Below are 25,568 nucleotides of genomic sequence, written 5' to 3'. Positions count from 1 at the left end.
AAAGAGGATGCTCCCGGTTATATAAATCGAAATACCTGACCAGCGACTGCCGGGCTTGGGTAACGGTTTCGAAAGTGGGCGAATAGATTGCCTCCTATTTCACAGATTTCCATAGCCATTCAACGAACACGTTGTCGCGCCAGCAGCCCTTGCAGACGAAGCTGCGGTTCATTGGCGCATCTGTCACATCCGTTGCCTGGACTTGATTCGGCCGGTCGATTCTCAGGTTGCGCAACAGGTATGGATACGCTGTATGTGCGGCCTGGCGTTTGCTCCTGTTGGGCTTGCGATAAAGCGCCTGGATACCGGCCCTTGCCATCAGCATAGCCGCGTGCTTGCGGTCGACCTGAAAGGCGTCCCGCCGCAACATGTCGCGCAACATCCGTGCACCAGCAGATGGCCGTTTCAGATGCAATTCGTGGATGTTGCGCATCACCGCCAGACCAGCTTCCATTTCCGCCTTGGGAAGGTAATACACGGTCGGGACGCGAGATTCCCAGCAGCTTCGCCTGATGCCATCGTCGCAAAGACATCGCTGGCCCGCTCCAGCAACTGCCACCTTGGCTTTGTACGCGGCTGATCTAGGTCAAAGATATCGCGGCTTAAAGCATTTACCGTGATGTTCTTAGGGGAGCGAAGCATTTGTCGGATAGTCAAACGGGCATGCGGTTGAGCCTGATGCCGACAGAGGAGATTGCGATGCATCGATACAAAATGCCGGACCTCATCGTCTTGCTCCCTGGTATTACTGGCAGCGTATTAAAGAAGAACGGCGAAGTGGTGTGGGGTTATTCCGCCAGCACCATCGCCAAGGCACTCTTTACCCATGCCGAGAGCATGATCAACGCGATGGCTCTCCCGCACGATGATCCTGCGGTGGACGACCTGGGCGACGGCATCGCCGCCGACGCCTTGATGCCGGATCTGCATCTTTTGCCGGGCATTTGGAAAATCGATGGTTATGCCAAGATTGCCGACGCGATCAAGTCGGCTTTCGACGTGACCGACGGCGAAAATTTTTTCCCGTTTCCCTACGACTGGCGGCGCGACAATCGTGTCGCCGCGCGCAAGCTTGCCAAGGCGACGCATAGTTGGTTATCTGCGTGGCGGCAAAAGAGCGGCAATGCGAATGCGAAGCTGATCCTGATCGGTCACTCGATGGGCGGGCTCGTCAGCCGCTATTTTCTTGAATGTCTCGAAGGCTGGAAAGACACCAAGGCGCTGGTGACCTTTGGTACGCCTTATCGCGGTTCGCTCAATGCGTTGGACGGGCTGTCCAACGGCTTGAAGAAAGGACCGTTGGACTTGACTGCACTGGCGCGACAATTGACTGCCTTGTACCAGTTGTTGCCGGTATTCGAATCGTACGACGCGGGAAATGGAAAACTCGTACGTGTGGGCGAGACGACTGGCATTCCGAATGTCGACCCGGCCAAGGCTGCCGCCGCCCTTGCCTTCCATCGAGAAATCGAGGCCGCAGTGGCGTCGAATCAGAAGCTGCCGCAGTACCAGGCATCCCGTTATCGCATTTATCCTGTGGTCGGTGTTGCGCAGGATACCAACTTGTCCGCTCGGCTCGTTGGTGGCCGGGTCGAGATGCTGCAAACCTACAAGGGCGAGGTTCTGGGCGGCGATGGCACAGTACCGCAAGTGTCGGCGATTCCGATCGAGTTGAGCGCCGACCCTTCCAGTGCCATGTATGCCGGCACGCGGCACGGTTCCTTGCAAAATGCCGATCCGGTGATCATGCATCTCACCGGGGTGCTTTCCGGCTTCGAGATCGACCTTGGTGAATTCAGACGACCCAAAACCCAGGTTGCGCTGGAGGTTGAGGATGTCTACATCTCGGATGAGCCGGTGTCAGTGCGGGCGCGTCCGAGTACTAGCGATGCACGGCTGCAAGCGACGCTCTGGCGCAGCGGCGAGAAGCTGCCTGTGGCCTCTGCCGAAATGACGCCTGCTGAAGGCGATTGGTTCGGCGTCGATTTCATGCCCCTGGTTGCCGGAGCATATCGGGTCACGGTGGAAGGCGCCGACGTCGAAACCGCGGAGGATTCTTTGGTCGTCACCGACCAGAGTATGTAAAGCCATGAGTACCGAAGATGTGCCGGCATCGGCCGAGGGTTGCGCCGGCAACGATGCGGATCAACACGTCGCACGGCCAATCCATTGGGACCGTAGCGGCATCGTGCTCGCAGTCGCGGCGAATCGCAGCTTGGAGAGTGTCCTGCGGCGGGCGTTTGGCGAAGACGCCGAATGGGTGGTCATCGTGCGTTCCCTGCCAGAGAGCGCCGAAGTGTATTACTACGCATTTCGAAGCATCGAGCTCCAGATACTGGCGGACCAACTTCCGGATCGCCTCGGATGGCCGATAGCGCAAGCGATGGACATGCATGAGTGGAAGGTGAGCGGCACGGCACGCGGCGGCCGGGTGATCACGCCGCCGTCGAGAAACGCTGGACCCGCATCCGAGCGCATCGTTGGCTTCGACAGCTTGGGCCAGGTTGCCGCGATCGGCGAACCAGCCGAGATGGCTCCACGTCCCAGCACCACCTATTTTAACTATGAGCTCGGAATTGACTATGACCTCGGACCATTGCGCGGTGTCGACGTTTCCGCACGACCGGAAGCTCCACCGGCTGCCGAGATCGAGGTGACGCTTTCCGCCGAAGCGCCGTCCGAGATTGCTGTGGAGGCGACGGCAAAAGTCCTTTTTCAGATTGATCTTTCCGCGGAGGCGGCACCGCTGGCCGAATCCCACGCCGTGACCGCCAAGCCGGATGTTCCGATCATGGTCGCCATTTCGGTTGAGAACGACGCGATCGATATCGTGCGTAACCGTGAATATAGAGTGGATTCGCCAAAGCCGGGAGAGCCGCGCACCGGCTTTTTTACGGTGAAGGGAATGCGTCCTGGCGTGTCGCGGCTGGCGGTGATCTTCCGGCAGGGTGGCAGCGACCTGGGCAACATCGGGTTGGCGATGGAGGTAGTGCGCGAAGGCGCAAGCGGGGAGAAGACAAAGAGCGCCATCGCCGCCGCGCCGCGCGATATCGCCGACGATGAGATGCTGCTGTTGACCGTTCAGCAGGTACGCGATGGCGACAAGGTGTTCTATGAATATTTGCTTCATTCGGAAAAATTAGGCCTGGTCGTCAATCGTTTGCGGTCGAATCCGCTGCTTGATCGAGGTGGTGGATTGGCTGCCACCGAATTGGCGTTCGTCGGTCGTATTTATGACATCGTGACGAGGGATCTACCCAGCACTGGGGCGCCACTGCGGGAAGCGCTCGGCGAACTGCAGCGAGAAGTCAGGGCGCTCGGCGCCAGCTTGTGCCGGGAATTGTTCGAACCGGATGTCGCCAAGGTGTTGTGGCGCCTCCGTAAACGCATCACGCTCATTCAAGTTGTGTCGTGGGAGCCCTATATTCCCTGGGAGCTGGTGCGGCTGCGCGATCCCGAATCGGATGAAATCGATGATTGCTTCTTGTGCGAGTACGGGCTGGTGCGCACGTTCGCCGGCGAAGCGCCGCCGAGGGCGCTGTCGATGGAACGCTGGTCTTATCTCGGATCGATTTTTCCTACTGGATTATTGAGGAACGTGGGATCGGAACTGGCCTATTTCACCGAGATGTCGCCGGAATCCTTGCGCGGCCATGGCATTACCCCGCGCGCCATTCCGGCAACGCGCGACGGATTTTATGACGCACTGGCCGAAGGCGATTTCGATGTCCTGCATATCTCATGTCATGCCGTATCGCCGCATGAATCGATCGAGCGATCGTGTCTGATCATCGGCGAAGAACAGCTGCCTGGCGAGACCAAAGCTCGTTTGATCGATATCGATACGATGACGGTGGAAACCGAGGCGCGACTCAAGAAACGCCGCCCGCTGGTGTTTTTGAATGCTTGCGAAACGGGGCACATTGGTGCGGTGCTCACGGCCTGGGGCGGCTGGCCGAATGTATTTTTGCGCAAGGGCGCGGGGGCGTTCGTCGGTTCATCCTGGGCCGTGCGCGACAAACCGGCGGCGGCATTCTCGACCGCTTTCTATAACGCGCTATTGGATGGAAAAACGCTTACCGAAGCGGCGAGCGCGGCGCGGGCGGCGGCAAAAAAATTCGGTGATGCTTCGTGGCTGGCCTTCAAGGTGTATGGGCATCCGCATGCATGCCGCGTACCGGTGCCCGCACGGCGTGATGCGGGAGGATGACGATGATTCAGACAGGCGTCTACAATCGGATTTTCGACTATCCGCCGGAAAACGCGGCAAGCCTGGTTTTCGTCGATCCCGATCAAATCGAGCATGGCGCGAGGTCCAGCGAGGTCGCGGCTTGGGAACTATTGTTGGGCGCCATGCAGCTGCGGCGCGTTGGCCAGCAGTCATCCGCTACCGATTGGTTGAATCATGCATCGCATCTGTCTATCGACAATGATGTGTTCAAAGCCGAACTGCTCGGCGAGGCTGGCCATGAGCTGTACACGAGCGACCGCCTGCAGGATGCTCTGAAAATTCTTAACAGTGCAGCCGCCATTTGGCGTGACGCTTGCGCCCAGGCGGCCGAGGCCTGCGCTGGCGGCAAGAAACAGGCAGCAGCCGAGTTCGCCTCGCATCTTCTGCCCTTATTTGCAGCGGCCAAGCTCGAACCGCCGGCGAGTGAAGCGGCGATTCGCAAGGGAGCGCAGGCGACGCCTGTAATTCGGCAGTGGCTTGTCGAACGCGCAGTAATCGGGCGAGCGCAAACCGCGAATGACATGCTTTGTTTGCTGGCAAAGGCCGGCCGAATCGAGGATGCGCGCCGGATATTGCGTGAAGAAATGGACTGGATCGCACTTGATTTCACTTCGCCGCCGAAGACTTCGGCGAAAGGCGGGTTGAACGAGCGGAACATGTCACCCGCGACGCGCAGAGCCTTGTATCTTCTGTTGCTGGCGCAGGGCGAAATAGAAATTGCGGCGGATGCCTTCCAAAAGTCGGCCGACAGTTTCGCGGAGGCCGCGGCGATCTATGAAAACAAGGTCGAAGACGATAGCGATATCGAAAGATTGTTACGTGCAAAGTTCAATCAGGCCAATTCGCTATTGCGCCTTAAACGGTATCAGGAAGCGCTCGACATCTATGCGCTGTGCGAACAGGGTTTCAACTCCATCGGCCGAGATGACGCGGCACAGCGCGTAAAGCACGCCAGGCTGTTCGTGCAAACGAAGGCGCTGGACGACGATGCGTCTTGAAGACGAGGTTCGGCAACTCGTGATCGATGGCGAGCGCGCTGCGCGTGAAGCGCGGAATCCGACATCGCAACGCGCCGCGCTGCAACCGCAATACGCGCTCTACCTCAAAGTCCTGGTTCATGGCAGCCAGCCGAAGTTGATGCGCGCCGAAAATTATCTGCGCGTCGTGGCCGCGATGCGGGATGACATTGTTTATGCCGACCTTGAGCTTTCCCCCGAGCTGGCGCATCCATCGTTCGAGCACATTGCTTCCAGTCCTTTGCGCGTGCTGGCCGCCTACCTGGAACGTGTTCCGGATACTGTCGTGCTCGTGATCGAACGCGGCGCCGGCGTCCTGACGATGTTCGCGCTTCGCGGCGGCTCCAAGCCGCTGGAAGAACGCATCGCGCTGGAGCGCGCGAGCAAGGACTGCGTCAATGCCATGATCGCATTGATGCAACAGCAGAACGATGACATCAGGCGAATCGCAGCGCGCGAACCGGTGACGAATGCGTTCTTTGCCCCCATAGAAACGGCTGCCGCAGCTTTATGGAACACCTTTCCGGACACGATTCGTGCGGCCATCTGCAGCGCTCGTAGTCTGCTATATCTGCCGAGTGCGTTCGGCGATTTGAGCGCATTTCCGCTGGAGCTGTTGCGTGCGAACGATCGCTGGATCGCTACGACGCATTCCATTGCGAGATTGGGCTCGTTTCGCACCTTGTTTGAACTTTTGTCGCCGGGGCGCATGCCATCGCGCCTGGAGAGGCGCGCACTCGTCGTTCGTGCCCAGGACAGCAAGGATTTGCTCACGGCCGATGTCGAGGCGGATGACGTTTGCCGTCAATTGTCGGAGTTAGGTCTCGATACGACGATCGATCGCGCGCCGCATGTCGATACGGTGCGCGCCGCGCTGGATCGAGGATTGCGAACCTTGCATTACTGCGGGCATGGTTTCGCCGGCCCTCTCGGCGAATTCTTGTTCCTGTCGGCGACCGATTTATTGCAACCATACGATTTTTCGCAACTTTCCGGGGCGGGCACGCCTTTTGTTTATCTCAGTACTTGCGAAGTCGGCCGCGCGCGCATGACGGCCGTCGGGAATGCGCAAGGCATCGCGAATCGATTGATCGAGAAGGGAGCACCGGCTGTCATCGGCTGTTTGCAGTCGGTGCCCGATCTTGTCGCTCGTACCATGGCTTCTTTTTTTTACGCGGCCGCTACAACCCTGCCGGTAGGGCATGCGTTAGCCGTCGCGCGTACGAATCTGCTGAAATTCCCGCCGGCGTGCTGGGGCGTATTCGCGCTTTTCGGCGATCCGAATCTGCTGCTATATGAGGGCGGTGAGCTTGCAAGCGAAACACGAAAGATGACCCTGCGCTGGGACTCACTGATCGGTCGCTATCTCGCGCTCCGCACACCTGAATCTCGGCAACGAGCGATCGCGGCAGTCGCGAACGACCGAAAGCTGCATGGCGATGGCATGTACGAGCAGATCGAGCGTTGGATCGAATCGAGCTTTGCCACGGAAGAACCGGCTATGATGGATGCACGACTGGCAGTTTGCCAGAATGTCGCCGAGCGTGATGCGGTCGCAGCTTGCGAGCTGCGTATGCTATTGGCCATGGAAGCGCTGAACGGTGGTTACTATGGCGCGCGTCGCCCCGATCTCGTCGCTAATCCGGAAGAGCTCGCCATTGGCCTGTACTGCGCCAAGGCCGTGCATGACACGCTTGCCTGGGCATCATTCGCAATCGAAAGCGCCCGAGGCAGCGGCGTGGCTTTCGCACCTGCGGACCAACTGCGGATGCTTGAGGAAGCGGAGGGAATACTCAACGGCTGGTGCTTGGAAGAAGCCGCTGCAACGGCTATGTTGCTCGAAGTTCGGAATCTGAAGAAACGGCTATTGGCAATGAAGCGACATTGATCCATGGCATGGTTGTGCGAAATGGCGCGCCATGCCGACATCGCATATTTCCGGCGCAGCAAACGCGGCCCGAAAAAGCCGCCGCCGACGAAGACCGACTTCAGCGAGCACACTCGCGTCACCAACAAGCGCGTGATCGATCAGGTTATGCGCTCGCCAATCAACGCACATAGACAGGACTGGTGTTATAGATCCCAATTCCGTGATAGTTGAGGGTTCCAGTAATTGACGTTTTCAATCGCCGCAAGCAACGATGTCGCTTTCCCCCAAACTTTTAGTCGCGACAAATCGTCGCCATCCGCCGCACGGATCGTGTCGAACTCGTGCCAAACATGATCCATTTCTGAAGAAGGTCCGCATTCGCATTCCTGCCAGAGGCGTTCGTATAGTGTAGGAACGCTGATTTGTTCAGCAATGAAAAACTCTCCACTTTCAAGATGCATTCGGATGCGAGCAATTTCATCATCAGTTAAGGCACCTTCTAATAGCAATTCGCCGCCAGCCTTGAAATTCCCACCATCGCGATAGAGATATTCAAAAACAGAATGTTTCATTGTTTGTTCTACAGGTTATTTACGAATTCTTTGTTAAGGTGGTGAGTGATACAGAAAATCACGATGGAGTCGATGGCGCGGCCTCTTCAGGGTGTGGATTACTTCTGTTAGCAGCATCAATAGAGTTCATCAATCTAAAAATACATGCCTCCTGTGCCAGTCGATGAACTCTCTCAAGGGCTGAAATTTTTCTGGCAATTCGATTGGCCGACCTTCCAAACCAAGAAGCCAATCATCGGCAAAATGACTTCTCTCCAGTGCATTCAATTCATGAGAAGTTTTTATTTTAAAGTCGTCTGTTAGCGTAATCAGTCCTTGGTCGAATGCCTTATCGTGCAGTGCTGATAAGCACAATCCGTTACGCGGATTTAATCGATTATGATTATCTGCGCTCCAAGGAATTATGTGGCTTGCTACAAGCAATCGAGAATCGCTAAGGCCAGTAATGCAGCATCGTCCCTGATAAGCGCTCAATACGGATTGTCTAAAGAAGCTTTGACCAACACGAACTTGAACCAATGCCGATTTGTTTTCAGCGCTGTAGTTGATGGTGTCAGTCGTCTCTGGGCTGTATTCCGCCACTGACTGTTCGGCCGTCAATTGAGGCGTTCCAGTTAGGCCGTCAACGATCGCTTGGCTTTCTAGGGCGAAGCGTGCCCAGTCTTGTTGCATTTCGTCCCACATTGCTTTATCGGCTTTAGATGAGCCTGATAATCCGCTGCGGCCAGTCGAAGTAATTACGGGGTCAAGGCTTGCGATATTTGTCAGTTTCATCGCAAGTGCGGAGGGAGTTCGTCCTATCAATTCCGCAAAACGCATGATTTCCGGATTCCTTGCATGCAGCTTCCCAAAAGGCATGCGGCAATATAAATTGAACGCGACGAGAAGCTGTTCACGAGACCAGTTATTAGATTTTTCGGCCATTTGGTGTCCAATAGAAAACTCGATGTTCAAGTATAAGCATATCCATATCCATTCAGGGCCGACATTCTTGGTACAAATCTAAAGTCTTAATTTCCGATTCAATCACATGCACATCATCTACACCCCCGACCATCACCTGCACCACGGCCAATTCGAGTTCTACCGCGGCGAACTCGTCCCCTGCTTTGAAAAGCCCGAACGGGCGGATTACGTCTTCAAAGCGGTTACCGAGCAAAACATCGGGCAGGTCTCCGCGCCCGACAGCTTTCCCCTCGCGCCCATCGAACGCGTGCACGCACCGCGTTACTTGCGCTTTCTCGAGCGTGCCTGGGATAGTTGGACCGCACTCGGCAATACGCGCGATGCGATTCCCGCCGTGTGGCCGATTCGCGGCTTTCGGCATGATGTCGAGCCGGATAATTTCATCGCGCAACTGGGGCTGTATTCCTACGATAGCGGAACGCCGCTCACTGCCGGCACCTGGCGTGCGGCGCGTCTGGGGGCGGAGGTCGCGTTGACGGCACAGCGGCGCATTGCGCAAGGTGCGCGTTCTGCATTCGCCTTGTCGCGCCCGCCCGGTCATCATGCGGGTCCTGATTTCCTCGGCGGCTATTGCTTCATCAATAATGCGGCGGTGGCGGCGCAGGCGTTTCTCGATGGCGGCGCGGCGCGCGTGGTGATTCTGGATGTGGATTATCACCACGGCAATGGCACGCAGGCGATCTTCTACGATCGAGCCGATGTGCTGTTCCAGTCGATTCACGGCGATCCGAAGACGGAGTATCCGTTTTACCTCGGTCATGCGGACGAGACGGGTGCGGGCGAGGGGCTTGGATTCAATCGGAATTACCCGCTGGCGGCGGGCAGCAGTAATGAACAGTGGTTCGCGGCGCTCGATGCGGCTTGCAGGCGCATCCGCGATTACGTGCCGGATGCGCTGGTGATCTCATTGGGAGTCGATACCTTTGTTGGCGATCCGATTTCGAAATTCCGCCTCGATGCGCCGGAGTACCTGCGCCTGGGCGCGCAGCTTGCCCGCCTGGGGCTGCCGACGCTGTTCGTGATGGAGGGCGGCTATGCGGTGGAGGAGATCGGCTTGAACGTCGCGCATGTGTTGCGTGGGTTCCGCGATGTGGCGGGTTGAGGAGGTCCTGTTCTCCACGCTGCCACCAATGGCTGCATACTTCATATCAGTTCATCAACAGAAATCGGTTTTCCTATGTCCACACGTCTTCCCGTCGAACTCCCCAAGGCCTATCGTTTGCTCAATCACGGACCTACCGTGCTGGTCAGCAGTGCGCACGGAAGTGCGCGCAACGTGATGGCGGCGGCATGGTCGATGCCACTCGATTTTTCGCCGCCGAAGATTGCGGTAGTGATTGATCGCGCGACGCGCACGCGCGAGCTGGTCGATGCTTCCGGTGAGTTCGCGTTGAATATTCCATCGAAGGAGATGGTCGAGGCAACACTGGCTGTGGGGTCGGTGTCGGGGCGGGACGTCGACAAGTTTCAGTCGTACGGGCTGGCGACCTTTGCCGCGGAAAAGATCGCGGCGCCCTTGCTGGAGGGCTGTCTTGGCTGGCTGGAGTGCCGTGTGATTCCCGAGCCGCCCATTCAGCTTCGCCATGATCTGTTCCTTGCCGAGGTGGTGGCGGCGTGGGCCGATGCACGTGCATTCAGGGACGGGCATTGGTCCTTCGAGGACGGTTGTCCGCGCAGCATTCACTATATCGCTGGCGGCAATTTCTTTGAAACCGGCACGGCGTTTTCGGCCAAACCATCCTAGACTGTCATGAGCTTCCAATCCAGTGCGCGTTCCAGCAGCCACACCGTGCCGATCACGGAGATTGCCACAGATCCGCCGGGTAGCAGCACGCGCCGGTAGAACAGGGTCGTTCTCAGAAGATGGGCGAGTGGCAGGAAAAGCAGGACGATGCCGAGCTGGCCGAGTTCGACGCCGACGTTGAAGGAAACCAATGCCAGCAGGAGCGATGATCGCGGCAAGCCGAGGTCCGTCAGCACGCTGGCAAACCCGAATCCGTGGACCAGGCCGAAAATCAGTGCGGCCAGCCAGCGGCGGCCACGGAACAAGGGAATCACGTTATTGACGGCGGCCAGCGCCACGGATGCAGCGATTGCTGATTCGACCAGGCGCGATGGCAGGCTGACGATCTGCAGCGCGGCCAGTGTCAAGGTCATCGAATGGGCCACGGTGAATGCGGTGACGATTTTCAATACGTCGACGAGCGAAGACTTGAAGTCGGGAGAGGGTTGCCATTGCCTGTTCTGGCACAGCAGCACGGCGGGTAGCAGGAGCGATAGCAGGAAGAGAATGTGGTCGAAGCCGATCCAGATGTGCCATACGCCGTTCTTCGTGTAGTCCACAACGGTGTTCAAGCGGTTTCCCGCGTTCAGCGAAAAGGATTGCGATGGCCGCTCTGCGCTGAAGATGCCAGTCAGCAGCCGACCCGCATGGTCGATCTTCAGCAAGCCCTTGTGCTGCGGATCGATGTCAAACAGCAGCGTGTAACGGATGTCCAGCGTGTCGATTGCGCCGTCGCAGTTGCCGACAAAGCGCAATACCGCGTACGCGCCGTCGCTGTAATTGTCGGCCAGGAGCGTGGTCGGACCGAGCTGGCAAGTTGCGCCGCGCTGTGAGAGCACAAGTCGGGACAGCGCAGTGCGTTCGATGTCATTTTGTTTTGCCAGAACTTCGTTCCACGTGATGGCACTGTCGCCATCCTGGTCGAGTCCGATTGCGAAGTCGAGATCGCGCAGCGCGATTGCCCATTGGCCTTCGACATGCCGATCCGCCACGTTCAGGGACAGGTAGCTGTCGCTCGGCTTGTGGGCATGGGAAAGCAAGGGCAGACAGGTCAATGCCGCGAGTAGAAGAATACGCCTGATGTTCATGGTTGAACTCCCGCCTGCTGCAACATCGATGTCAATTTGCGGTCTTGCAAACCGGTCTTCGCGAGCCATGCGTGCGCCTCGTGCACGGTCTGGCGGTCGTGTGCGGCAATTGCCGCCGCGAGCAGGATGCGCACATCGGCCGGCTCTTTCTGCGCCTCCCAGTTACGCCGCGCGGTGTGCAACGCGGACTTCGGATCATTCAGCAGATGCAGTTCGAAGCGGGCCTGCTCGCGTTGATGCACGGTGTCGCCGCGCAGTCTGGCGGCCTTAAAGCGTTCGCTCAGCAGCGCAATGTGTGCAGCAGCATCCGGCGAATCGATCTGCTTCAATGCTTCGGCGTAGCGCAGAAGAAGCGCGTCGACGCGCAGATGATTTTTCAGTAATGGCAGAACTTCACGCGGGCGCTGCTGGTCGAGCAGGAAGTCGGCATAGGCGCCAAGCAGGTAGGCATCGGCGTCGCCATTGCGGTTCATTTCGCGAAAGGCCTGCTCGGCTGCGGCGAGATTGCCGCGTCGTTCGGCGATTTCCGCGAGCAAGGTGCGTGCCCAGTTCCGGATGCTGGCGGCCGCGCCGGGATTGCGGTCCAGCGTGGATTGCAGCAGCGCGTATCCCTTGTCGGCTTGTCCAGTCAGGCTCGCAAGGTTGGCGATGCAGGTCACGGTAATCAGCTCCGGTGCCAGTGCATACAGCCTGGCGCAACTGGCCTTCGCCAAATCAAATTTCCCTTGCACCTGCAAGATCGTGGCCTGGGTCAGCCATGCCTGCGCGTTGCTGTGATCAGCCTGCAGTACTGCGTGCAAATCGACGAGCGCGGCGTCGAAGTGATGCGTGCTTTGCAGCAGCGTCGCGCGCAGCAATTGCACCTCGACAGGCGGCTGCGGCTGGTTCCACCAGGGCGTCAGCACGGCTTGCGCATAACCGAGATAACGCGGGTCGCCTTCTTTGCGGCCTGCCTCGATATAACGGTGCGCGAGCTGCGCTGCGAGCGGCAGATTGCGGGGATCGGCGGCAACGGCCTTGCGCAAGGCGCGCAGTTCGCGTTGCAAGGGATCGTTCCGCTGCGGCAGGCGTTCCAGCACTTGATTACCGTCGCGAGGAATGAAAGGGGCGGCCTGCGCTGCTGCGGCGGCAATCAGGGTGAGAAGCAGGGTGAGAAGCAGGGCGCAAAACAGCAACCCTGACTGTCGGATGAAGTGGCAAACCATGTGCGGCACCTGCAAACAAGGATGGAAGAAATCGGCGGCGCATCTCCGACGCATGTGGTGCAAGAGATGCGCCGCGTTGCCGTTGTCAGCTCACCGGCGTCGGCTCGGTGTCTTCCGGCATGTCGGCCGAGGCGGTGTCAACTGCTTCCGGCTCGGCAGTGTCGCTGGAACTGCCCACGACGCTGGCTACATGGCTGGTGAAGTTGTCGGCTGCGGTCGCGCCAGCGGTTGCCGGCTCTGCCATTGCGCCAACATCGCTGGCGCTGCCACCGCCATCGGCGCTGCTGCCGCCGCATGCTGTCAACGCCGCGCAGGCGGCCAGCAGAATCGCGAGATTTTTCATGATGCTCTCCTTGTTCAATGCCTTGCGCTTAGTGTGTCAGCGAGTTGGTCAACGGTGTCTTCAAGTAGGGGAAGCCCATGTCGAAATAGGTGCTGTCGAGATAGGCGCCATCGGTAAAGTCGATGTTGCCGGAAGGCGCATCGGACGGTTTGCAGCCGATATTCAATGTGCACAGGCGGCCCATCATGACGCGCAATGCGACATCAACGATGTCGTCGCCGGGACGCCGGCCATTCGGAAAGCCGGCTGCATCGCCAGCGATGACGCCAAGGCGGTTTTGGGTGCCGCTCACCGGTGTGCTGGTATTGAGCCGCAGCATTTCGGATGGCGTCACCTTCGCAGGCTTGTTCACGCCGTCGACACCCGTCAGGAAGGCAGTCACCAGATCATTGCGCGGGAAGTTGGACGGCGCCTTCACGCCTGCACTGCCGAACAGCACCTCCACCAGCGCGGGCAGGGTCGGGTTGGTCACATAATCGAGAAATTGTGCGTCGTTCACCGGTTTGCTGCTGTTGAAGTGATCCTTGTCCTTCAGGCCGATCACCACCTCGTTGACCAGTGGATTGCCAAGGCGCGATACCTGGGTCCATGCTCCGCCTTCTTTCGACGCGCCGCCGCTTCCCGGATTCGGGTTGATCAGGCGGCCCTGGCGCACGCTGGCGGTCGTCCAGGCGCCGATCACCGGCTCGCTGCCGTTGGTCAGGCAACTGATCGGCACCTCCAGCTCGATCGCAGTGACGTTCTTGTTGGCCAGTACATCCTGCGCAGCCTTTTCCGCGTTCGGATCAAATGCAGTGGCCGGCGCCTTGATGTTGATGAGGTCGAAGATCTCGCCCAGATTCACCACAAACGGGTCTTTGCGCTGTCCGACAAACATGCGTCCGGGCGCGTTACAGCCGGGTATGTTGATGTTGTAGACATGCTTTGCGGCGTAGGCTGCATAGTCGGTAATCGATTTGTTGCCGATATTGTCGATCGGCTTTTCAAACGTCGCGCTGCCGCCGTCGGCATTGGCCACCGCCTGCCGGGTGCCGGTACGACGATCGCCGCGAACCAGCGAGACTGAATAGGTTTCGCGGCGGTTCAATGCGGACGAGCCGGGACTGTTGATATCGGTCGAGCCGTTGATGACGAGCGGAATGGAAACCTGCTTGCCAGCGATCGTCAGTTTGTTGTCGTTATTGATGTCATTGAAGCGGAACTGGAAGGTGAGGTCTTCCTTTGCATCGCCGTTGTTGTCGATGTGGATCTCGTACAAGGCGTTCGGATCCATCGCGTAGTAGTGCGGAGCGGCGCCCTGTTCCTCCAATGGAATATAGTTGGCAATCAGCGTCACGTAATTGGATCGACCTGTCTCATAGCTGCGGAACATGTAAAAGTCCGTGCTGTCGACCGCCGGCATGCGGGTCAGGAATGGCGCTTCACGATGGCTGGAGGCGGAAGCGGGGGGCAGCGTGATGCCGGCAGCCGTTCCCAGCATCAGGCTGATAGCGATCGAAATCTTTCTCTTGCAAGTGAACATGGCTCTCTCCTAAAAGGGTTGATCGAGGCGCGACGGCCTTCCTTGCTTGATACGCATCTGCCGAGCGAACGGATTCAAAAAATTTTTGATCGCCGCATAAATACCGAACAGCAAGCGAATCCATGTGCGGCCAGTCTTCGGTCAACTTTTCGGCTTGAGATTGCATCTATAATTTTCCGTAACGAGAAATGCCGGCCGCATGTGGCCGCCACACCGAGACTCCCGACCATGCCGGCGACCGATCCCCAGCAACAACAATTCAGAGAATGGCTTGCCGCCGTTGCGCGGCAGGATGCTGCCGCGTTTCGCGCGCTCTATGAAGCAACGTCGCCGAAACTGTTTGGCTTTGCCTTGCGTATATTGATGAAGGGCGAGTGGGCAGAGGAGGTACTGCAGGAAAGTTTTGTCAGCATCTGGCACAACGCGGCGAACTATCAGCCGGCGCTGGCCGCGCCGATGACGTGGATGACGACCATCGTGCGCAACAAGGCATTCGACGCGCTGCGCCGTGTCGATGACTGCGTCGAGATCGATGACGAGACCTTCAGTCAGGAAGTCGTGGATGCATTGGAAAGCCCGGCGCCGACGCCGCTGGCGGCATTGCAGCTGACGAGCGACGCCGCCGCGCTGGCGGAATGCATGAAGCGGCTGGAGGGCCTGCACCGTCAGGCAATCGCATTGGCGTTCTACCACGATCTGTCGCACAGCGAAGTGGCAGAGCAATTGAAGTTGCCGATCGGGACGATTAAAACATGGATACGCCGCGGCCTTGAACGTCTGCGGACCTGTCTGTCGAAATGGGAGAACGCATGAACCACCGGCACTTGCAACGCAATGAACGATTGCGGGAGCAATTGACCTCCGAATACGTACTCGGCACGCTCAAGGGAGGCGCGCGCCGGCGTTTCGAGCAGTGGCTGGCGGTCGATGCGACGCTGCTGCACACGGTAAGGCAGTGGCAGAATCGCCTGAGTCCAATGGCGGAATTCGCGCCGAACGTACAGCCGCCGGCGCGGGTATGGCAATCGATCGAGCAGTCCTTGCGGCTGACGGCTGCACCGGCGCGCGCGCGGCCGCCGTTCCGGCAGCGCGTCTTCAATGATCTCGCCTTCTGGCGCGGGCTCGGTATCGGCGCGACGGCATTGGCGACCTTGCTGATTGCGGTCCTGATGCTGCGCCAGCCGGAGATTGCACCATCGCCCGTCTATCTCGCCATGCTGAGCGGCGACAGCGCGCAACCGGTGGTGGTCGTCACCGGCGACGCCAGGCAACGCACGCTGACCGTCCACGTGGTCGCGCAACAGAACGTGGCAGCGGACAAGAGCCTCGAACTGTGGGCCGTGCCATCCCAGGGCGCGCCGCGTTCGCTGGGTCTGGTGGCCGGCAGCGGCACGGTCATATTGCGGCTGCCGGAAAACATCACGCCGCAATCCGCACCGCTACTGGCAATCAGTCTCGAACCGAAAGGCGGCTCGCCCAACCCGAACGGGCCGAGCGGGCCGATCTTGTATAAAGGTGCATGGGTTCAGATTTAATTCGCTTGTACGGATCGCACCCATCGGCACTTCATCGCGCAACATAAAGAACTCCCGCGACCGAGACGATCGCGGGAGAAGAACATCCTCTGGAGACATCGAGGCGGTAGTCGCGCACGACATGGCGCAACTCCCTTGCTAGTGTCTCATTTCAATCCTTTCAATTGGCTGTCGATATGAGCGTCCATTGACGCGATATCGCTCTGTATCCAAACGACCACAAGCTTTCAATTCCCGAAAGCAAACTGACAGGTTCGCAAAGCTACTCTTGCCGCGTCATTCAATGACATTGCCGCGGCAGTGGGACGCTGTTCATGACGAACAAGGCCGGGCGCCACCAAATATGCATATCCAAACAAAGGAGAGGAAACAATGAAAAAATCACTGATAGCGCTGGCGATCCTGGGCGCATTGGCAGGCACGGCCGCAGCGCAAACGAATGTGGCGATCTATGGCGTGGTCGACGTCGGCATCAGCCGCACCGATGTCAGCAACGGCTCGGCGACCTGGGGCATGGACAGCGGCGTGCAGTCGGGCAGCCGGCTCGGCTTCAAGGGCACGGAGGATCTCGGTGGCGGCATGTCGGCCAGCTTCAATCTGGAAAACGGTTATGCCGTCGATACCGGCGCGATGAGCGGCGGCCTGCTGTTCGGCCGGCAGGCGTGGGTCGCGTTGAATGGCGGCTACGGCACGGTGCGTCTCGGGCGCCAGTTCACGCCGATCTTCCAGGTGCTCGACGATATCGATCCCTTCGGCACCGGCCTTTCCGGCGCGATCAATAACGTGTTCAGCACCTATGGCGTGCGCATGAACAATACGGTGAAATACCTCACGCCGCAGCTGAACGGCTTCTCCGGGCAACTGGCCTATGGTTTCGGCGAAGTCGCGGGCAACACTTCCGCCAGTCGCCATCTCGGCGCATCGGTCGGTTACGCCAACGGACCGCTGAATGTGCAGTTCGCTTACCACGACGCCAACAATGCGACGGACACCGGCAGCACCAACACGGCGCTGCTGGCGGGCATGTACGACTTCCGCGTGGTCAAGCTGCATGCGGCCTTCGCGACGAATGGCGACGATACCACCGGCGCCGCATCGAAAAGCCGCAGCCGCGATGTCATGCTGGGCGTGAGCGCGCCTGCGGGCAGCGTCGGCACCGTGCTCGCTTCCTGGATTCGTCATGATCAGCGCAGCGGCGCAGTCGGTGGCGTGGACCGCGATCAGTGGGCGATCGGTTATCTGCATTCGCTGTCCAAGCGTACCAATCTGTACACCTCGTATGGCCGCCTGAATCTGAAGCCTGCCGGTTCGGCAGATGTATCGACCTTCTACGCGGGGATACGGCACAAGTTCTGACAGGCTGTTGAGAAGCAACTGCGCGGGCCGGTGTTTGCGCCTGCGCAGGCCATGCACGAATTTGCGAGACGCTATGCGACTACTTCTGGCGGAAGACGAGCAGGAACTGGCGAACTGGCTGTGCCTCGCACTCCAGCAGAACGGCTATGTCGTCGACTGGGTGGATGACGGCCGCCTGGTGGAGCATCGCATCCGGCAGGAGAAGTACGATGCACTGATCCTGGATCTCGGCTTGCCGGGCAGGGATGGGCATGCGGTGCTGTGCCGCCTGCGCGAGGCCGATGCGCGGATTCCGGTATTGATCCTGACGGCGCGCGATTCGCTGATGGAGCGTGTCAGCACCTTGCGTGAAGGCGCGGATGATTTTGTCGCCAAGCCTTTTTCCATCGATGAACTGGAAGCGCGGCTGATGGCGCTGATCCGGCGTTCGCGCGGCTCCGAACATCCGCGCATGGCGTGCGGTCCGCTGGTGTTCGATACGAAGACGCGGCAGTTCCTGTTGAGCGGCAATGTGCTGAGTCTCTCGAAGCGCGAATACACCTTGCTGCGCGCGCTCATCCAGAATCCCGGCGAGCCGCTGTCGAAACAGGAAATCCACGACCGCGTGTTCGCCGACGAGGTGGATGTGCTGCCGGAGGCAGTGGAGGTGCTGATTCATCGCGTACGCAAGCGGCTGATCGGCAGCAGCGTGCATGTGGTGACGCTGCGAGGCATCGGTTATCTGCTGGAGTTGAGATAGGGTCTCGGCATATTCAGTGTCCCGGTTCTTGCATGTCCTGCAATTTGAAATAAATGCTTCTTTCTGACAGCCTGTTGACAGCTTCAGATTGCTAAAGTCCACATACACCCGGAGCGGTCTGCGTATCCGGGAAGATGACAAAGGAGAAGACAAAATGAAAAAACTGTATTGCGCACTTGCGCTGAGCCTCTGCGTTGGAGCGGCCGTGGCCGGCCCGTTCGACAAGACCGAATGCATCGCCGGCGCCAAACCCGGCGGCGGCTTCGACCTGACCTGCCGTCTCGCGCAGAGCGGCCTGTTCGACGCGCACCTGATCAAGGACCCGATGCGCATCACCTACATGCCGGGCGGCATCGGCGCCGTGGCCTACAACGCGATTGTCGGCCAGCGTTCGGCGGAGCCGAATACCATCGTGGCCTACTCCGGCGGTTCACTGCTCAATATCGCGCAGGGCAAGTTCGGCAAGTACACCGAGAACGACGTGCGCTGGCTGTCGATCGTCGGCGCCGATTACGGCGTGGTCGCGGTGCGCAAGGATTCGCCCTACAAGTCGCTGAAGGATCTGGCCGCGGCGCTCAAGGCCGACCCGAGCAAGATCGTGTTCGGCGCAGGCGGCACGGTGGGCAGCCAGGACTGGATGAAAGCCGCCCTGACGGCCAAGATCGCCGGCGTCAGCCACAAGACGATGCGCTTCGTTGCCTTTGAAGGCGGCGGCGAAGCGATGTCCGCACTGCAGGGCGGACATGTGCAGGTGTATTCCGGCGACGCGTCCGAACTTTCTTCGCAGATGAAGGCCGGCGCCAACGTGCGTTTGCTCGCGGTGTTCGCCGACAAGCGCCTGCCGGGCGAGCTGGCCGAGGTGCCGACCGCCAAGGAGCAGGGCTATGACGTGGAATGGCCGATCGTTCGCGGCTTCTACATGGGGCCGAAGGTCAGCGATGCGGATTTCAATGCATGGACCGAAGCTTTCAACAAGATGATGCGCACGCCGGAGTTCGCCAAGGTGCGTGAAGAACGCGGCATGTATCCGTTCTCGATGACCGGCCCTATGCTCGACACCTACATCAAGCGCTACGTGCAGCAATACCGCAAGCTGGCGGAAGAGTTCGGGCTGGTCGGAGCGAAATGATGAGCGACCGCATCCTCGGCTTGCTGGCCATCCTGGTGGCCGGCAGCATGGCGGTGGGCGCCTGGGGCTATGTCGCACCGGTGGAGTATGAACCGGTCGGCCCGCGCGCCTTTCCTCTGCTGCTTGCTTTCGCCATGGCCGTCTGCGGCGGCTGGCTCGCGCTACGACCGGGGCTGCCGGTCGACTGGCCGCGCGGCGCGCAATTGCTGCACATTGCGATCTGCGCCGGCGCCGTCCTCGCCTACGTCGCACTGTTCCAGACGCTGGGTTTCGTGATCGCGACCGCGCTGATGGCACTGCCGGTCGGACGCGTGTTCGGCGGCAGCTGGCGACAGTGCGCGCTGGGCGGCATCGGTCTGGGCATCCTGCTGTACGTGCTGTTCGATCGCTTGCTCGACGTCGTGCTGCCGCTGGGCATTCTTCACTGGATTGGTTGAGGGGAATATGGAAACTTTGTCACACCTGGCCACCGGCTTCGGCGTCGCGATGCAGCCGATGAACCTGCTGCTGGCGACCCTCGGCGCATTCCTGGGCACCGTGGTCGGCCTGCTGCCCGGCCTCGGGCCGATCAACGGCGTCGCCATCCTGATGCCGCTGGCCTTCGCGCTGAAGCTGCCGCCGGAAGCATCGCTGATCCTGCTTGCCGCCGTCTACATCGGCTGCGAATACGGCGGGCGCATCTCGTCCATCCTGATCAACGTCCCCGGCGACGCCGGCGCGATCATGACCGCGCTCGACGGTTATCCGATGGCCAAGAAGGGATTGGGCGGCGTGGCGCTGTCGATCTCGGCCTGGAGCTCCTTCGTCGGCTCGATCGTGGCGACCATCGGCATTGCGATCGCGGCGCCGCTGCTGGCGCAGTGGGCACTGGCTTTCGGCCCGGCGGAATACTTCGGACTGATGATCTTCTCCTTTGCCTGCATCGCGGGACTGATCGCGGACCAGCCGGTGAAGGCCGTGCTGGCCACCATCATCGGCCTGTCGCTGTCGACCATCGGCGTGGATGCCAACTCGGGCGTGTATCGCTTCACCTTCGACTCGGTGCACCTGGGCGACGGCATCCAGTTCATCGTGGTGGTGATCGGCCTGTTCTCGGTCAGTGAAATCCTGCTGATGCTGGAGCACGCCTTCCACGGACCGGCCACCATCCCCGACACAGGGCGCAACATGTTCAACCTGCAGGAGATGGCCTACACTTGGTGGGGAACCCTGCGGTCCTCCGTAGTGGGCTTCGTGGTCGGCGTGCTGCCCGGCGCTGGCGCCACCGTGGCCAGCGCGATTACCTACTCGATGGAAAAGCGCCTGACCGACAAGGAAGGCACCTTCGGCACCGGCGACATCCGCGGTGTCGCGGCGCCCGAGGCGGCGAACAATTCGGCCGCCAACGGCTCCTTCGTACCGATGCTCACGCTCGGCATTCCCGGTTCGGGCACGACCGCGGTGATGATGGGCGCGCTCACCCTGTACAACATTACGCCCGGCCCCGCGCTGTTCCAGCAGGAGCCGAAGCTGGTGTGGGGCCTGATCGCATCGATGTTCGTCGGGAACGTCATCTTGCTGATCATGAACATTCCGCTGGCGGGCATCTTCACGCGCATGCTGAAGGTGCCCAACTGGGCCCTGGTGCCGGGCATCATGGCGGTGAGCGCGGTCGGCGTGTACGGCGTGCACGCGACCACCTTCGACCTGGTGCTGATGGCGGCCTTCGGCATCCTCGGCTATCTGCTGCGCAAATGCCAGGTGCCGATGGCGCCGCTGATCCTCGGATTCGTGCTTGGCGACATCATGGAGCAGAACCTGCGCCGCGCGCTGTCCATCACGAATGGCGAGGTCTCGATCCTGTGGCAAAGCCCGATCTCGATCGGACTGTGGTTGTCGGCAGTGGCGATGGTGTTCGGGCCGCGCCTGTATCGCAAGCTCAGGCGGCAGCCGGCGGTGGTGGGGGCTGCGGCGTAATCGCAGTCTAGGAGCGCCGCCGGTTTGCCAGGGTGATGGCGTGTAGTCACTACTCGATCCATGAAAGACACGAAGAAATCTTGCTTTGCATTTTTTCGTGTTTTTCGTGGACGATAGTAGTTCATGCAGATGAATTTAAGCGGCGCGGCGGAACGCTATGGATGTCCACGGAAAGCACGGAAGACACGGAAAGATGCAATACTTTTTGTGCCTTTTGTGGACCGTCATGATTTCCCTTCCATAGAGCAGAAACTGCTTTTAACAAAAGCATGGAAGACACTCGGCGTGTCTCGCAAAATGCAGACAGTCCAAGGACGCATGTAACAGTCGCTTGTGGTCATCCAGTCCGGTTCTTCGTCTGCAGCCATTACAGTAACTTGTCATCAACGTCTCCGTCACTTTAAGCAAGTGCATCAAGCTGGGGACGGTCCGCTAAGGGGGCGAAGCCGGCTGTCACAAGAAAATAATGACGGACAGAAATCGGCCAGGAGCCGTCATACGAGGCATGGTGTTCTTGCTCCATAGCGGCCGTTCAGCACGAACTTGGCAGATCGATGGGTGAGGAAACACCCCGGCCACCCTTGTTCAAAACATGCGCATACACGATGGTGGTCGACACATCCGCATGGCCAAGTAGCTCCTGAACTGTCCGGATGTCGTAGCCGGCCTCAATCAAATGAGTCGCAAAGCTATGCCGAAAGGTATGGCTGGATGCACGCTTGGTCAGCTTCGCCGCCAATACCGCACGTTTGACTGCCCGCTGGATGGTTTGCTCGTACAAATGGTGCCGACGAACGATACCGGTGCGGGGATCGGTCGATTCATGATCCGAAGGAAATGCCCAATACCAGCTCCATTGCGTGCCGGCAGACGGATATTTTCGCTCCAACGCATCCGGCAGCATGACACCGTTGCGGCGGTTCAGGCGATCCACCTCATACAGCGACTTTGCATATGCCAGCTGTTCCCGCAACGGCTGAACCAGGGACAACGGCAGCATGGTCAAGCGGTCCTTGCCGCCTTTGCCTCGCCGGATGGTGATCTCCCTTCGCTGGAAATCAATATCCTTGATCCGCAGCTGGGCACATTCCATCAATCGCATGCCGGTGCCGTACAGAAGTCTGGCAATCAACAGGTAAACACCGTCCATCTGCGCAAAAATCCGATCGATCTCCTGGCGGGTCAGCACGGTGGGCTGGCGCGGCGGCTTCGACGGCTTGGGCAAGTCATCGATCCACGGCAACTCCACTTTCAGCACGTGCTTGTAGAGGAACAGCAGGGCACACAGTGCCTGATGGTGAGTCGAGGTTGAGACGCTTCGTTCGTTGGACAAGTAGGACAGGAAGGCGTGGATTTCCGGTCCTCCCATATCGGCGGGATGGCGGAGCTGGTGAAAGCGGATTTACCATCTGGCCCAATACACGTAGACGCGTTCGGTCCGTAGGCTATAGTGCTTATCTCTAAGGCAACGTCGTAGCTGGTCGAGCAGTTTCGGTGGTTGCCCGACAGAAGCGGAATCAGGGGCGATTTTCACGTTAATTAACACTGTATGAAGATACAGTATTGTGCGGTATGCTAGAGGGCATGCGGCTTGCGAAGGATCAAGCGAAATGGTTTATCGGGCACTACCCTGTTTTATCAGTCAGACCAAGCCTTTGAAATCTAGTTATGCATCATGAATAAGCAGCTCTACAACGCACCGCCGTCACCTGGGAGCCGCAGGATTCTCGGTCAGGGGTGTTTTGTCTTTGGCCTTTCAATGATCGCTTTCGGGATCTACCTATTTGTCGACGGATTTAATTGGCCACTTGGCGGTAGAGAGCGAACGATCGACATAATACTCATGATGATTTTCGGACCGCAGTATGCGTCGCTGGCCATGGTTTGGTTTTTCATTGGGCTGGGTATCGTTGTGGGGTACAAAGGGCTAAAAATGTGGTGCAAAGATGCATAACGAGTTATTCAACGCTGACGCGCAAGCGCGCCGTTTAACAAGGCGTTAGCCGCCAAAACTATTCGCTGCCTATTTTCAGATTGGAACAAGAATGGGTACTTGGGGATCTGGAATCTACGATGACGACTTCGCCGCGGACCTTAGAAATTCTGTAGCCATCGTATGTAAGGTTCCTTCCGGCGGCGATCGCCTCACGGAAATACTGTTGCAACTGCACGGAATCACATCGGAAAGCGAGGACGAAACTACATTTTGGCTCGTGCTTGCCGATCAGTTTGAGCGCAGAGGGATCGAATGCCCTGGCGTATTTACCACTGCACTATCCATCATCGAAAGTGGGGCGGACCTGAGTCGCTTGAAGGACCAAGATGCGGATGAGCGCTTTCTGAAAAAGCGCGCCGTCGTACTCGAAGCACTCGCCACCCGGCTCCGGGCTCCGCGCCCATTCCGCCCCAGATCTATGCCCCGAAAGCCGCCCGATCTTGTGCTAGAAGTTGGATCGGTTTTCGCCTTTCCAACCATGAATGGTTTTGCATGTAGTCCGTGGCGCCTTCCCCGCGACGGCCCCTTTGCGACGAACGGATGGGGAGCTTTTGTCGTCCTCGATTGCGGCCGTGCCTTTGATTGGCTTCCATGGTGCGCGCTGGCCTCGCTGACCGTTGAACCTTCCAGAAAGCCGACGATAGACGATGCAATTCACGCGAATCTAATCTTTCACCTTCAAACCGACGGCGCGGCAAGATGTGTCCCAAAACGGTCCGACGCAAAGACGATGCAGTTGGAGCTAATTGGCCGCATCGCCCTAGACCCGAATTGCGTCAAGCCACATCTCTCGAAGTGGAGTATTAACGATGCTATTGAATGCGGGTGGTCAATCGCAAATGCCGGCTACTCCACTTCAGTACAAGGCCTTCCACGTGGTCCTCAACTACTTTCCCTTATGGCACGAAATGTCGGCTAACCGGTCGTTGCAGCCGACCGCCCAAAAGCTGCGCTTTTGGGTCCCCTCGTCGCTACGCTCCTCGGCGGCGGCTGAACTTGGACGTTAAAAATCATGGACGCTGGTTATGTACTTGTTGCGGGTCTAATTGCCGGATTGGTCGGCATGAACATAGCCGCGACACTTAAGGTGCATGCCAGCAGCTTTTACGAGAAAAAGCAGAAGTCGATACAGTACATCCTGATTTGGCTGGTGCCGGTACTGGGCGCAATTCTCTGCTATGGATTGGCGCGACAGAATGATGGCCCGCACAGCGGAAAATATTCCGAAGATACGTCTTTATATGATGATGGAAACGTCGGTGTCGAAAATGCGAACATCGACTACTTCGGTGGAGGGCATCACAGTGATTAACCAGATTTTTAACACGTCGCTCGACACCCACGCAATGCGTGGGTCAGCTCAGCGTTATGCAGCTAACTAAAGTCGATCCCATGGCACTGAGGCAAAGAGTCGAGGCAGAGTTTCACGGCTACGCGCAGTGCTATGAGGCGCCACCAACCAGCACAACGGTTGGCACGCCATGGACAAAAGAAAAAGTGAAGATTGAAGTGGATCGTATGGCAGCGCTGCTTGTTGATCCGTACCCCGTACACTATGAGTCCGGGGATGAAATGGTGCCTTCTGAGCAGCGCCTTGTCGGCCGGCGCTCTGCCTTTGTTGTGGCCGAGGACGATCCTTATGTGCTTCTTTTCGACCATGATGCGGAGGATTTCGTTTTGGCGTACAGAAGTGATGATGGTCAATTGAGCGCATGGGGTCTGCGTGGTGATGCAGCTAGCACCTTCCTTGCACGCTGAGACGCTGCATAACATGACAATCGACACTGACCGCTTTGCGGCCGGTCATTTAACACGTTAAAAGTACAAGACCAATGAAGATATTTGGCTACGAAGCCGGAGGTGGAGATGGAGCTGAGATTCGACCAGCTGCACTGGATGAAATCACGCTTCAGGCAAGTCCGGCCGAACTTAGAAAAATTGCTGCCTTCTTGAATGCTTGTGCAGACGGAATAGAAACCCGAGGCAAGGATTGGGAGCACGAGCACCTATCAGACAGAGTAAAGGAGTTTGAAGGTTCGCCTCATTTTGTTGTCTTCAATCCGGAGGCGGTATGAAGACTTTTAACACGTCGTTGCACACCCATGCCTCCGGCCTGGGTGAACTCAAGCGTTGAAGCTGTAGAAAAACCCTTTTTCGAAAGGGCGAGGGCGCACGAAGCAGTATGCCAATTTGCGCTTCGAGCCGATTGAGTCAATTCGGGAAGTGAACGAGACAAAGGCAAGCCATGCGCTTGCCTTTGT

General features: G+C 58.6%; 25 protein-coding genes and 1 pseudogene. 18 read left to right on the top strand and 8 right to left on the bottom strand.

The genetic code is table 11. The annotated features are described in order from the left end of the window. Nucleotides 1-94 precede the first annotated feature (94 nt). Nucleotides 95-454: an IS3 family transposase gene (locus E6W33_RS24975; protein ID WP_168798758.1), complete on the bottom strand. Its 360-nt coding sequence runs from the start codon at nucleotides 452-454 to the stop codon at nucleotides 95-97. A 245-nt stretch (nucleotides 455-699) separates the two neighbouring features. On the opposite strand from E6W33_RS24975, the gene E6W33_RS24970 reads away from it, so the two are divergent. The 4 genes from E6W33_RS24970 to E6W33_RS24955 are packed head-to-tail and all read left to right on the top strand — an operon-like array spanning nucleotide 700 to nucleotide 7,135. Then, nucleotides 700-2,085, top strand: a complete 1,386-nt coding sequence (locus tag E6W33_RS24970; RefSeq protein WP_168798757.1) for a hypothetical protein — start codon at nucleotides 700-702, stop codon at nucleotides 2,083-2,085. A gap of 4 nt (nucleotides 2,086-2,089) precedes the next feature. Further along, on the top strand, nucleotides 2,090-4,210 hold the full coding sequence (locus tag E6W33_RS24965) for a CHAT domain-containing protein (protein ID WP_136420095.1): 2,121 nt from the start codon (nucleotides 2,090-2,092) through the stop codon (nucleotides 4,208-4,210). A gap of 2 nt (nucleotides 4,211-4,212) precedes the next feature. Then, the gene (locus tag E6W33_RS24960; protein ID WP_136420094.1) at nucleotides 4,213-5,229 is read left to right on the top strand and encodes a hypothetical protein; all 1,017 of its coding nucleotides are present in this window, start codon (nucleotides 4,213-4,215) and stop codon (nucleotides 5,227-5,229) included. After that, nucleotides 5,219-7,135, top strand: coding sequence for a CHAT domain-containing protein (locus tag E6W33_RS24955; RefSeq protein WP_136420093.1), 1,917 nt, complete (start codon nucleotides 5,219-5,221; stop codon nucleotides 7,133-7,135). Before E6W33_RS24960 ends, E6W33_RS24955 begins: the two co-directional genes overlap by 11 nt. Nucleotides 7,136-7,320: 185 nt before the next feature. Here E6W33_RS24955 and E6W33_RS24950 read toward each other — a convergent pair whose 3' ends face one another. Together E6W33_RS24950 and E6W33_RS24945 are read right to left on the bottom strand one after the other, a co-directional pair. Further along, on the bottom strand, nucleotides 7,321-7,689 hold the full coding sequence (locus tag E6W33_RS24950) for a hypothetical protein (protein ID WP_136420092.1): 369 nt from the start codon (nucleotides 7,687-7,689) through the stop codon (nucleotides 7,321-7,323). Between the two features lie 129 nt (nucleotides 7,690-7,818). Then, nucleotides 7,819-8,643 carry an HNH endonuclease gene (locus tag E6W33_RS24945; RefSeq protein ID WP_247869782.1) on the bottom strand — a complete coding sequence of 275 codons (825 nt, stop codon included), beginning with the start codon at nucleotides 8,641-8,643 and terminating at the stop codon, nucleotides 7,819-7,821. 76 nt (nucleotides 8,644-8,719) lie between these two features. Between E6W33_RS24945 and E6W33_RS24940 the strand changes: the two genes are divergently transcribed. Then, nucleotides 8,720-9,757 (top strand): histone deacetylase family protein, encoded by a 1,038-nt coding sequence (locus E6W33_RS24940; RefSeq protein ID WP_136420091.1) that lies wholly within the window; start codon nucleotides 8,720-8,722, stop codon nucleotides 9,755-9,757. A gap of 75 nt (nucleotides 9,758-9,832) precedes the next feature. Then, nucleotides 9,833-10,399 carry a flavin reductase family protein gene (locus E6W33_RS24935; RefSeq protein WP_136420090.1) on the top strand — a complete coding sequence of 189 codons (567 nt, stop codon included), beginning with the start codon at nucleotides 9,833-9,835 and terminating at the stop codon, nucleotides 10,397-10,399. Here the strand turns inward: E6W33_RS24935 and E6W33_RS24930 are convergent. From E6W33_RS24930 to E6W33_RS24915, 4 genes are all read right to left on the bottom strand, one after another. Further along, nucleotides 10,396-11,526, bottom strand: coding sequence for a HupE/UreJ family protein (locus E6W33_RS24930; protein ID WP_136420089.1), 1,131 nt, complete (start codon nucleotides 11,524-11,526; stop codon nucleotides 10,396-10,398). The two genes, E6W33_RS24935 and E6W33_RS24930, sit on opposite strands and share 4 nt — an antisense overlap. Then, a complete protein-coding gene (locus tag E6W33_RS24925) occupies nucleotides 11,523-12,731 on the bottom strand; it encodes a hypothetical protein (RefSeq protein WP_247869781.1) in 1,209 nt (402 codons plus the stop codon). Before E6W33_RS24925 ends, E6W33_RS24930 begins: the two co-directional genes overlap by 4 nt. Before the next feature lie 85 nt (nucleotides 12,732-12,816). Next, nucleotides 12,817-13,074, bottom strand: coding sequence for a hypothetical protein (locus tag E6W33_RS24920; protein ID WP_136420088.1), 258 nt, complete (start codon nucleotides 13,072-13,074; stop codon nucleotides 12,817-12,819). 28 nt (nucleotides 13,075-13,102) lie between these two features. Further along, entirely contained in the window at nucleotides 13,103-14,554 is a 1,452-nt protein-coding gene (locus tag E6W33_RS24915) for a DUF4331 domain-containing protein (protein ID WP_247869785.1), read from the bottom strand. Between the two features lie 270 nt (nucleotides 14,555-14,824). Between E6W33_RS24915 and E6W33_RS24910 the strand changes: the two genes are divergently transcribed. The 7 genes from E6W33_RS24910 to E6W33_RS24880 all read left to right on the top strand — a co-directional run bounded on the left by E6W33_RS24910 (nucleotide 14,825) and on the right by E6W33_RS24880 (nucleotide 21,311). Continuing rightward, nucleotides 14,825-15,409 (top strand): sigma-70 family RNA polymerase sigma factor, encoded by a 585-nt coding sequence (locus tag E6W33_RS24910; protein ID WP_136420086.1) that lies wholly within the window; start codon nucleotides 14,825-14,827, stop codon nucleotides 15,407-15,409. Next, complete coding sequence (locus tag E6W33_RS24905; RefSeq protein ID WP_247869780.1) at nucleotides 15,406-16,131, top strand: anti-sigma factor; 726 nt, start codon at nucleotides 15,406-15,408, stop codon at nucleotides 16,129-16,131. The genes E6W33_RS24910 and E6W33_RS24905 overlap by 4 nt, the downstream gene beginning before the upstream one ends. A 372-nt stretch (nucleotides 16,132-16,503) precedes the next feature. After that, on the top strand, nucleotides 16,504-17,487 hold the full coding sequence (locus E6W33_RS24900; RefSeq protein WP_136420084.1) for a porin: 984 nt from the start codon (nucleotides 16,504-16,506) through the stop codon (nucleotides 17,485-17,487). 73 nt (nucleotides 17,488-17,560) lie between these two features. After that, nucleotides 17,561-18,226 (top strand): response regulator, encoded by a 666-nt coding sequence (locus tag E6W33_RS24895; protein WP_136420083.1) that lies wholly within the window; start codon nucleotides 17,561-17,563, stop codon nucleotides 18,224-18,226. A gap of 154 nt (nucleotides 18,227-18,380) precedes the next feature. Beyond that, nucleotides 18,381-19,355, top strand: a complete 975-nt coding sequence (locus tag E6W33_RS24890; RefSeq protein ID WP_136420082.1) for a tripartite tricarboxylate transporter substrate binding protein — start codon at nucleotides 18,381-18,383, stop codon at nucleotides 19,353-19,355. Then, nucleotides 19,352-19,792 carry a tripartite tricarboxylate transporter TctB family protein gene (locus E6W33_RS24885; protein WP_348983174.1) on the top strand — a complete coding sequence of 147 codons (441 nt, stop codon included), beginning with the start codon at nucleotides 19,352-19,354 and terminating at the stop codon, nucleotides 19,790-19,792. Before E6W33_RS24890 ends, E6W33_RS24885 begins: the two co-directional genes overlap by 4 nt. Nucleotides 19,793-19,799: 7 nt before the next feature. After that, the gene (locus E6W33_RS24880; RefSeq protein WP_136420081.1) at nucleotides 19,800-21,311 is read left to right on the top strand and encodes a tripartite tricarboxylate transporter permease; all 1,512 of its coding nucleotides are present in this window, start codon (nucleotides 19,800-19,802) and stop codon (nucleotides 21,309-21,311) included. Between the two features lie 532 nt (nucleotides 21,312-21,843). Here E6W33_RS24880 and E6W33_RS24875 read toward each other — a convergent pair. Next, nucleotides 21,844-22,845 (bottom strand): annotated as a pseudogene (locus E6W33_RS24875) (integron integrase). A 141-nt stretch (nucleotides 22,846-22,986) separates the two neighbouring features. Here E6W33_RS24875 and E6W33_RS24870 point away from each other — a divergent pair. The 5 genes from E6W33_RS24870 to E6W33_RS24850 all read left to right on the top strand — a co-directional run bounded on the left by E6W33_RS24870 (nucleotide 22,987) and on the right by E6W33_RS24850 (nucleotide 25,382). After that, nucleotides 22,987-23,265 (top strand): hypothetical protein, encoded by a 279-nt coding sequence (locus E6W33_RS24870; RefSeq protein ID WP_136420080.1) that lies wholly within the window; start codon nucleotides 22,987-22,989, stop codon nucleotides 23,263-23,265. Nucleotides 23,266-23,356: 91 nt separating this feature from the next. Then, nucleotides 23,357-24,226, top strand: a complete 870-nt coding sequence (locus E6W33_RS24865) for a hypothetical protein (protein WP_136420079.1) — start codon at nucleotides 23,357-23,359, stop codon at nucleotides 24,224-24,226. A 93-nt stretch (nucleotides 24,227-24,319) separates the two neighbouring features. Then, entirely contained in the window at nucleotides 24,320-24,619 is a 300-nt protein-coding gene (locus tag E6W33_RS24860) for a hypothetical protein (protein WP_136420078.1), read from the top strand. 80 nt (nucleotides 24,620-24,699) lie between these two features. Continuing rightward, nucleotides 24,700-25,065: a hypothetical protein gene (locus tag E6W33_RS24855; RefSeq protein WP_168798755.1), complete on the top strand. Its 366-nt coding sequence runs from the start codon at nucleotides 24,700-24,702 to the stop codon at nucleotides 25,063-25,065. A 74-nt stretch (nucleotides 25,066-25,139) separates the two neighbouring features. Further along, nucleotides 25,140-25,382 (top strand): hypothetical protein, encoded by a 243-nt coding sequence (locus E6W33_RS24850; protein WP_136420076.1) that lies wholly within the window; start codon nucleotides 25,140-25,142, stop codon nucleotides 25,380-25,382. The last annotated feature ends 186 nt before the right edge of the window (nucleotides 25,383-25,568 follow it).

The sequence above is a fragment of the Herbaspirillum sp. ST 5-3 genome (assembly GCF_004804275.1).
Taxonomy (GTDB): Bacteria; Pseudomonadota; Gammaproteobacteria; order Burkholderiales; family Burkholderiaceae_D; genus Noviherbaspirillum.
This window is presented reverse-complemented; position numbering and strand designations above follow the sequence as displayed.

What these genes read in the sequence shown, in the direction of transcription:
- E6W33_RS24855 (WP_168798755.1), top strand. Translation starts at nt 24,700, where the DNA reads ATGGCACTGAGGCAAAGAGTCGAGGCAGAGTTTCACGGCTACGCGCAG.
- E6W33_RS24950 (WP_136420092.1), bottom strand. Translation starts at nt 7,689, where the DNA reads ATGAAACATTCTGTTTTTGAATATCTCTATCGCGATGGTGGGAATTTC.
- E6W33_RS24905 (WP_247869780.1), top strand. Translation starts at nt 15,406, where the DNA reads ATGAACCACCGGCACTTGCAACGCAATGAACGATTGCGGGAGCAATTG.
- E6W33_RS24975 (WP_168798758.1), bottom strand. Translation starts at nt 454, where the DNA reads ATGGAAGCTGGTCTGGCGGTGATGCGCAACATCCACGAATTGCATCTG.
- E6W33_RS24860 (WP_136420078.1), top strand. Translation starts at nt 24,320, where the DNA reads ATGGACGCTGGTTATGTACTTGTTGCGGGTCTAATTGCCGGATTGGTC.
- E6W33_RS24895 (WP_136420083.1), top strand. Translation starts at nt 17,561, where the DNA reads ATGCGACTACTTCTGGCGGAAGACGAGCAGGAACTGGCGAACTGGCTG.
- E6W33_RS24900 (WP_136420084.1), top strand. Translation starts at nt 16,504, where the DNA reads ATGAAAAAATCACTGATAGCGCTGGCGATCCTGGGCGCATTGGCAGGC.
- E6W33_RS24960 (WP_136420094.1), top strand. Translation starts at nt 4,213, where the DNA reads ATGATTCAGACAGGCGTCTACAATCGGATTTTCGACTATCCGCCGGAA.
- E6W33_RS24915 (WP_247869785.1), bottom strand. Translation starts at nt 14,554, where the DNA reads ATGCTGGGAACGGCTGCCGGCATCACGCTGCCCCCCGCTTCCGCCTCC.
- E6W33_RS24890 (WP_136420082.1), top strand. Translation starts at nt 18,381, where the DNA reads ATGAAAAAACTGTATTGCGCACTTGCGCTGAGCCTCTGCGTTGGAGCG.
- E6W33_RS24935 (WP_136420090.1), top strand. Translation starts at nt 9,833, where the DNA reads ATGTCCACACGTCTTCCCGTCGAACTCCCCAAGGCCTATCGTTTGCTC.
- E6W33_RS24920 (WP_136420088.1), bottom strand. Translation starts at nt 13,074, where the DNA reads ATGAAAAATCTCGCGATTCTGCTGGCCGCCTGCGCGGCGTTGACAGCA.
- E6W33_RS24850 (WP_136420076.1), top strand. Translation starts at nt 25,140, where the DNA reads ATGAAGATATTTGGCTACGAAGCCGGAGGTGGAGATGGAGCTGAGATT.
- E6W33_RS24940 (WP_136420091.1), top strand. Translation starts at nt 8,720, where the DNA reads ATGCACATCATCTACACCCCCGACCATCACCTGCACCACGGCCAATTC.
- E6W33_RS24865 (WP_136420079.1), top strand. Translation starts at nt 23,357, where the DNA reads ATGGGTACTTGGGGATCTGGAATCTACGATGACGACTTCGCCGCGGAC.
- E6W33_RS24880 (WP_136420081.1), top strand. Translation starts at nt 19,800, where the DNA reads ATGGAAACTTTGTCACACCTGGCCACCGGCTTCGGCGTCGCGATGCAG.
- E6W33_RS24955 (WP_136420093.1), top strand. Translation starts at nt 5,219, where the DNA reads ATGCGTCTTGAAGACGAGGTTCGGCAACTCGTGATCGATGGCGAGCGC.
- E6W33_RS24965 (WP_136420095.1), top strand. Translation starts at nt 2,090, where the DNA reads ATGAGTACCGAAGATGTGCCGGCATCGGCCGAGGGTTGCGCCGGCAAC.
- E6W33_RS24970 (WP_168798757.1), top strand. Translation starts at nt 700, where the DNA reads ATGCATCGATACAAAATGCCGGACCTCATCGTCTTGCTCCCTGGTATT.
- E6W33_RS24885 (WP_348983174.1), top strand. Translation starts at nt 19,352, where the DNA reads ATGATGAGCGACCGCATCCTCGGCTTGCTGGCCATCCTGGTGGCCGGC.
- E6W33_RS24910 (WP_136420086.1), top strand. Translation starts at nt 14,825, where the DNA reads ATGCCGGCGACCGATCCCCAGCAACAACAATTCAGAGAATGGCTTGCC.
- E6W33_RS24930 (WP_136420089.1), bottom strand. Translation starts at nt 11,526, where the DNA reads ATGAACATCAGGCGTATTCTTCTACTCGCGGCATTGACCTGTCTGCCC.
- E6W33_RS24925 (WP_247869781.1), bottom strand. Translation starts at nt 12,731, where the DNA reads ATGGTTTGCCACTTCATCCGACAGTCAGGGTTGCTGTTTTGCGCCCTG.
- E6W33_RS24870 (WP_136420080.1), top strand. Translation starts at nt 22,987, where the DNA reads ATGAATAAGCAGCTCTACAACGCACCGCCGTCACCTGGGAGCCGCAGG.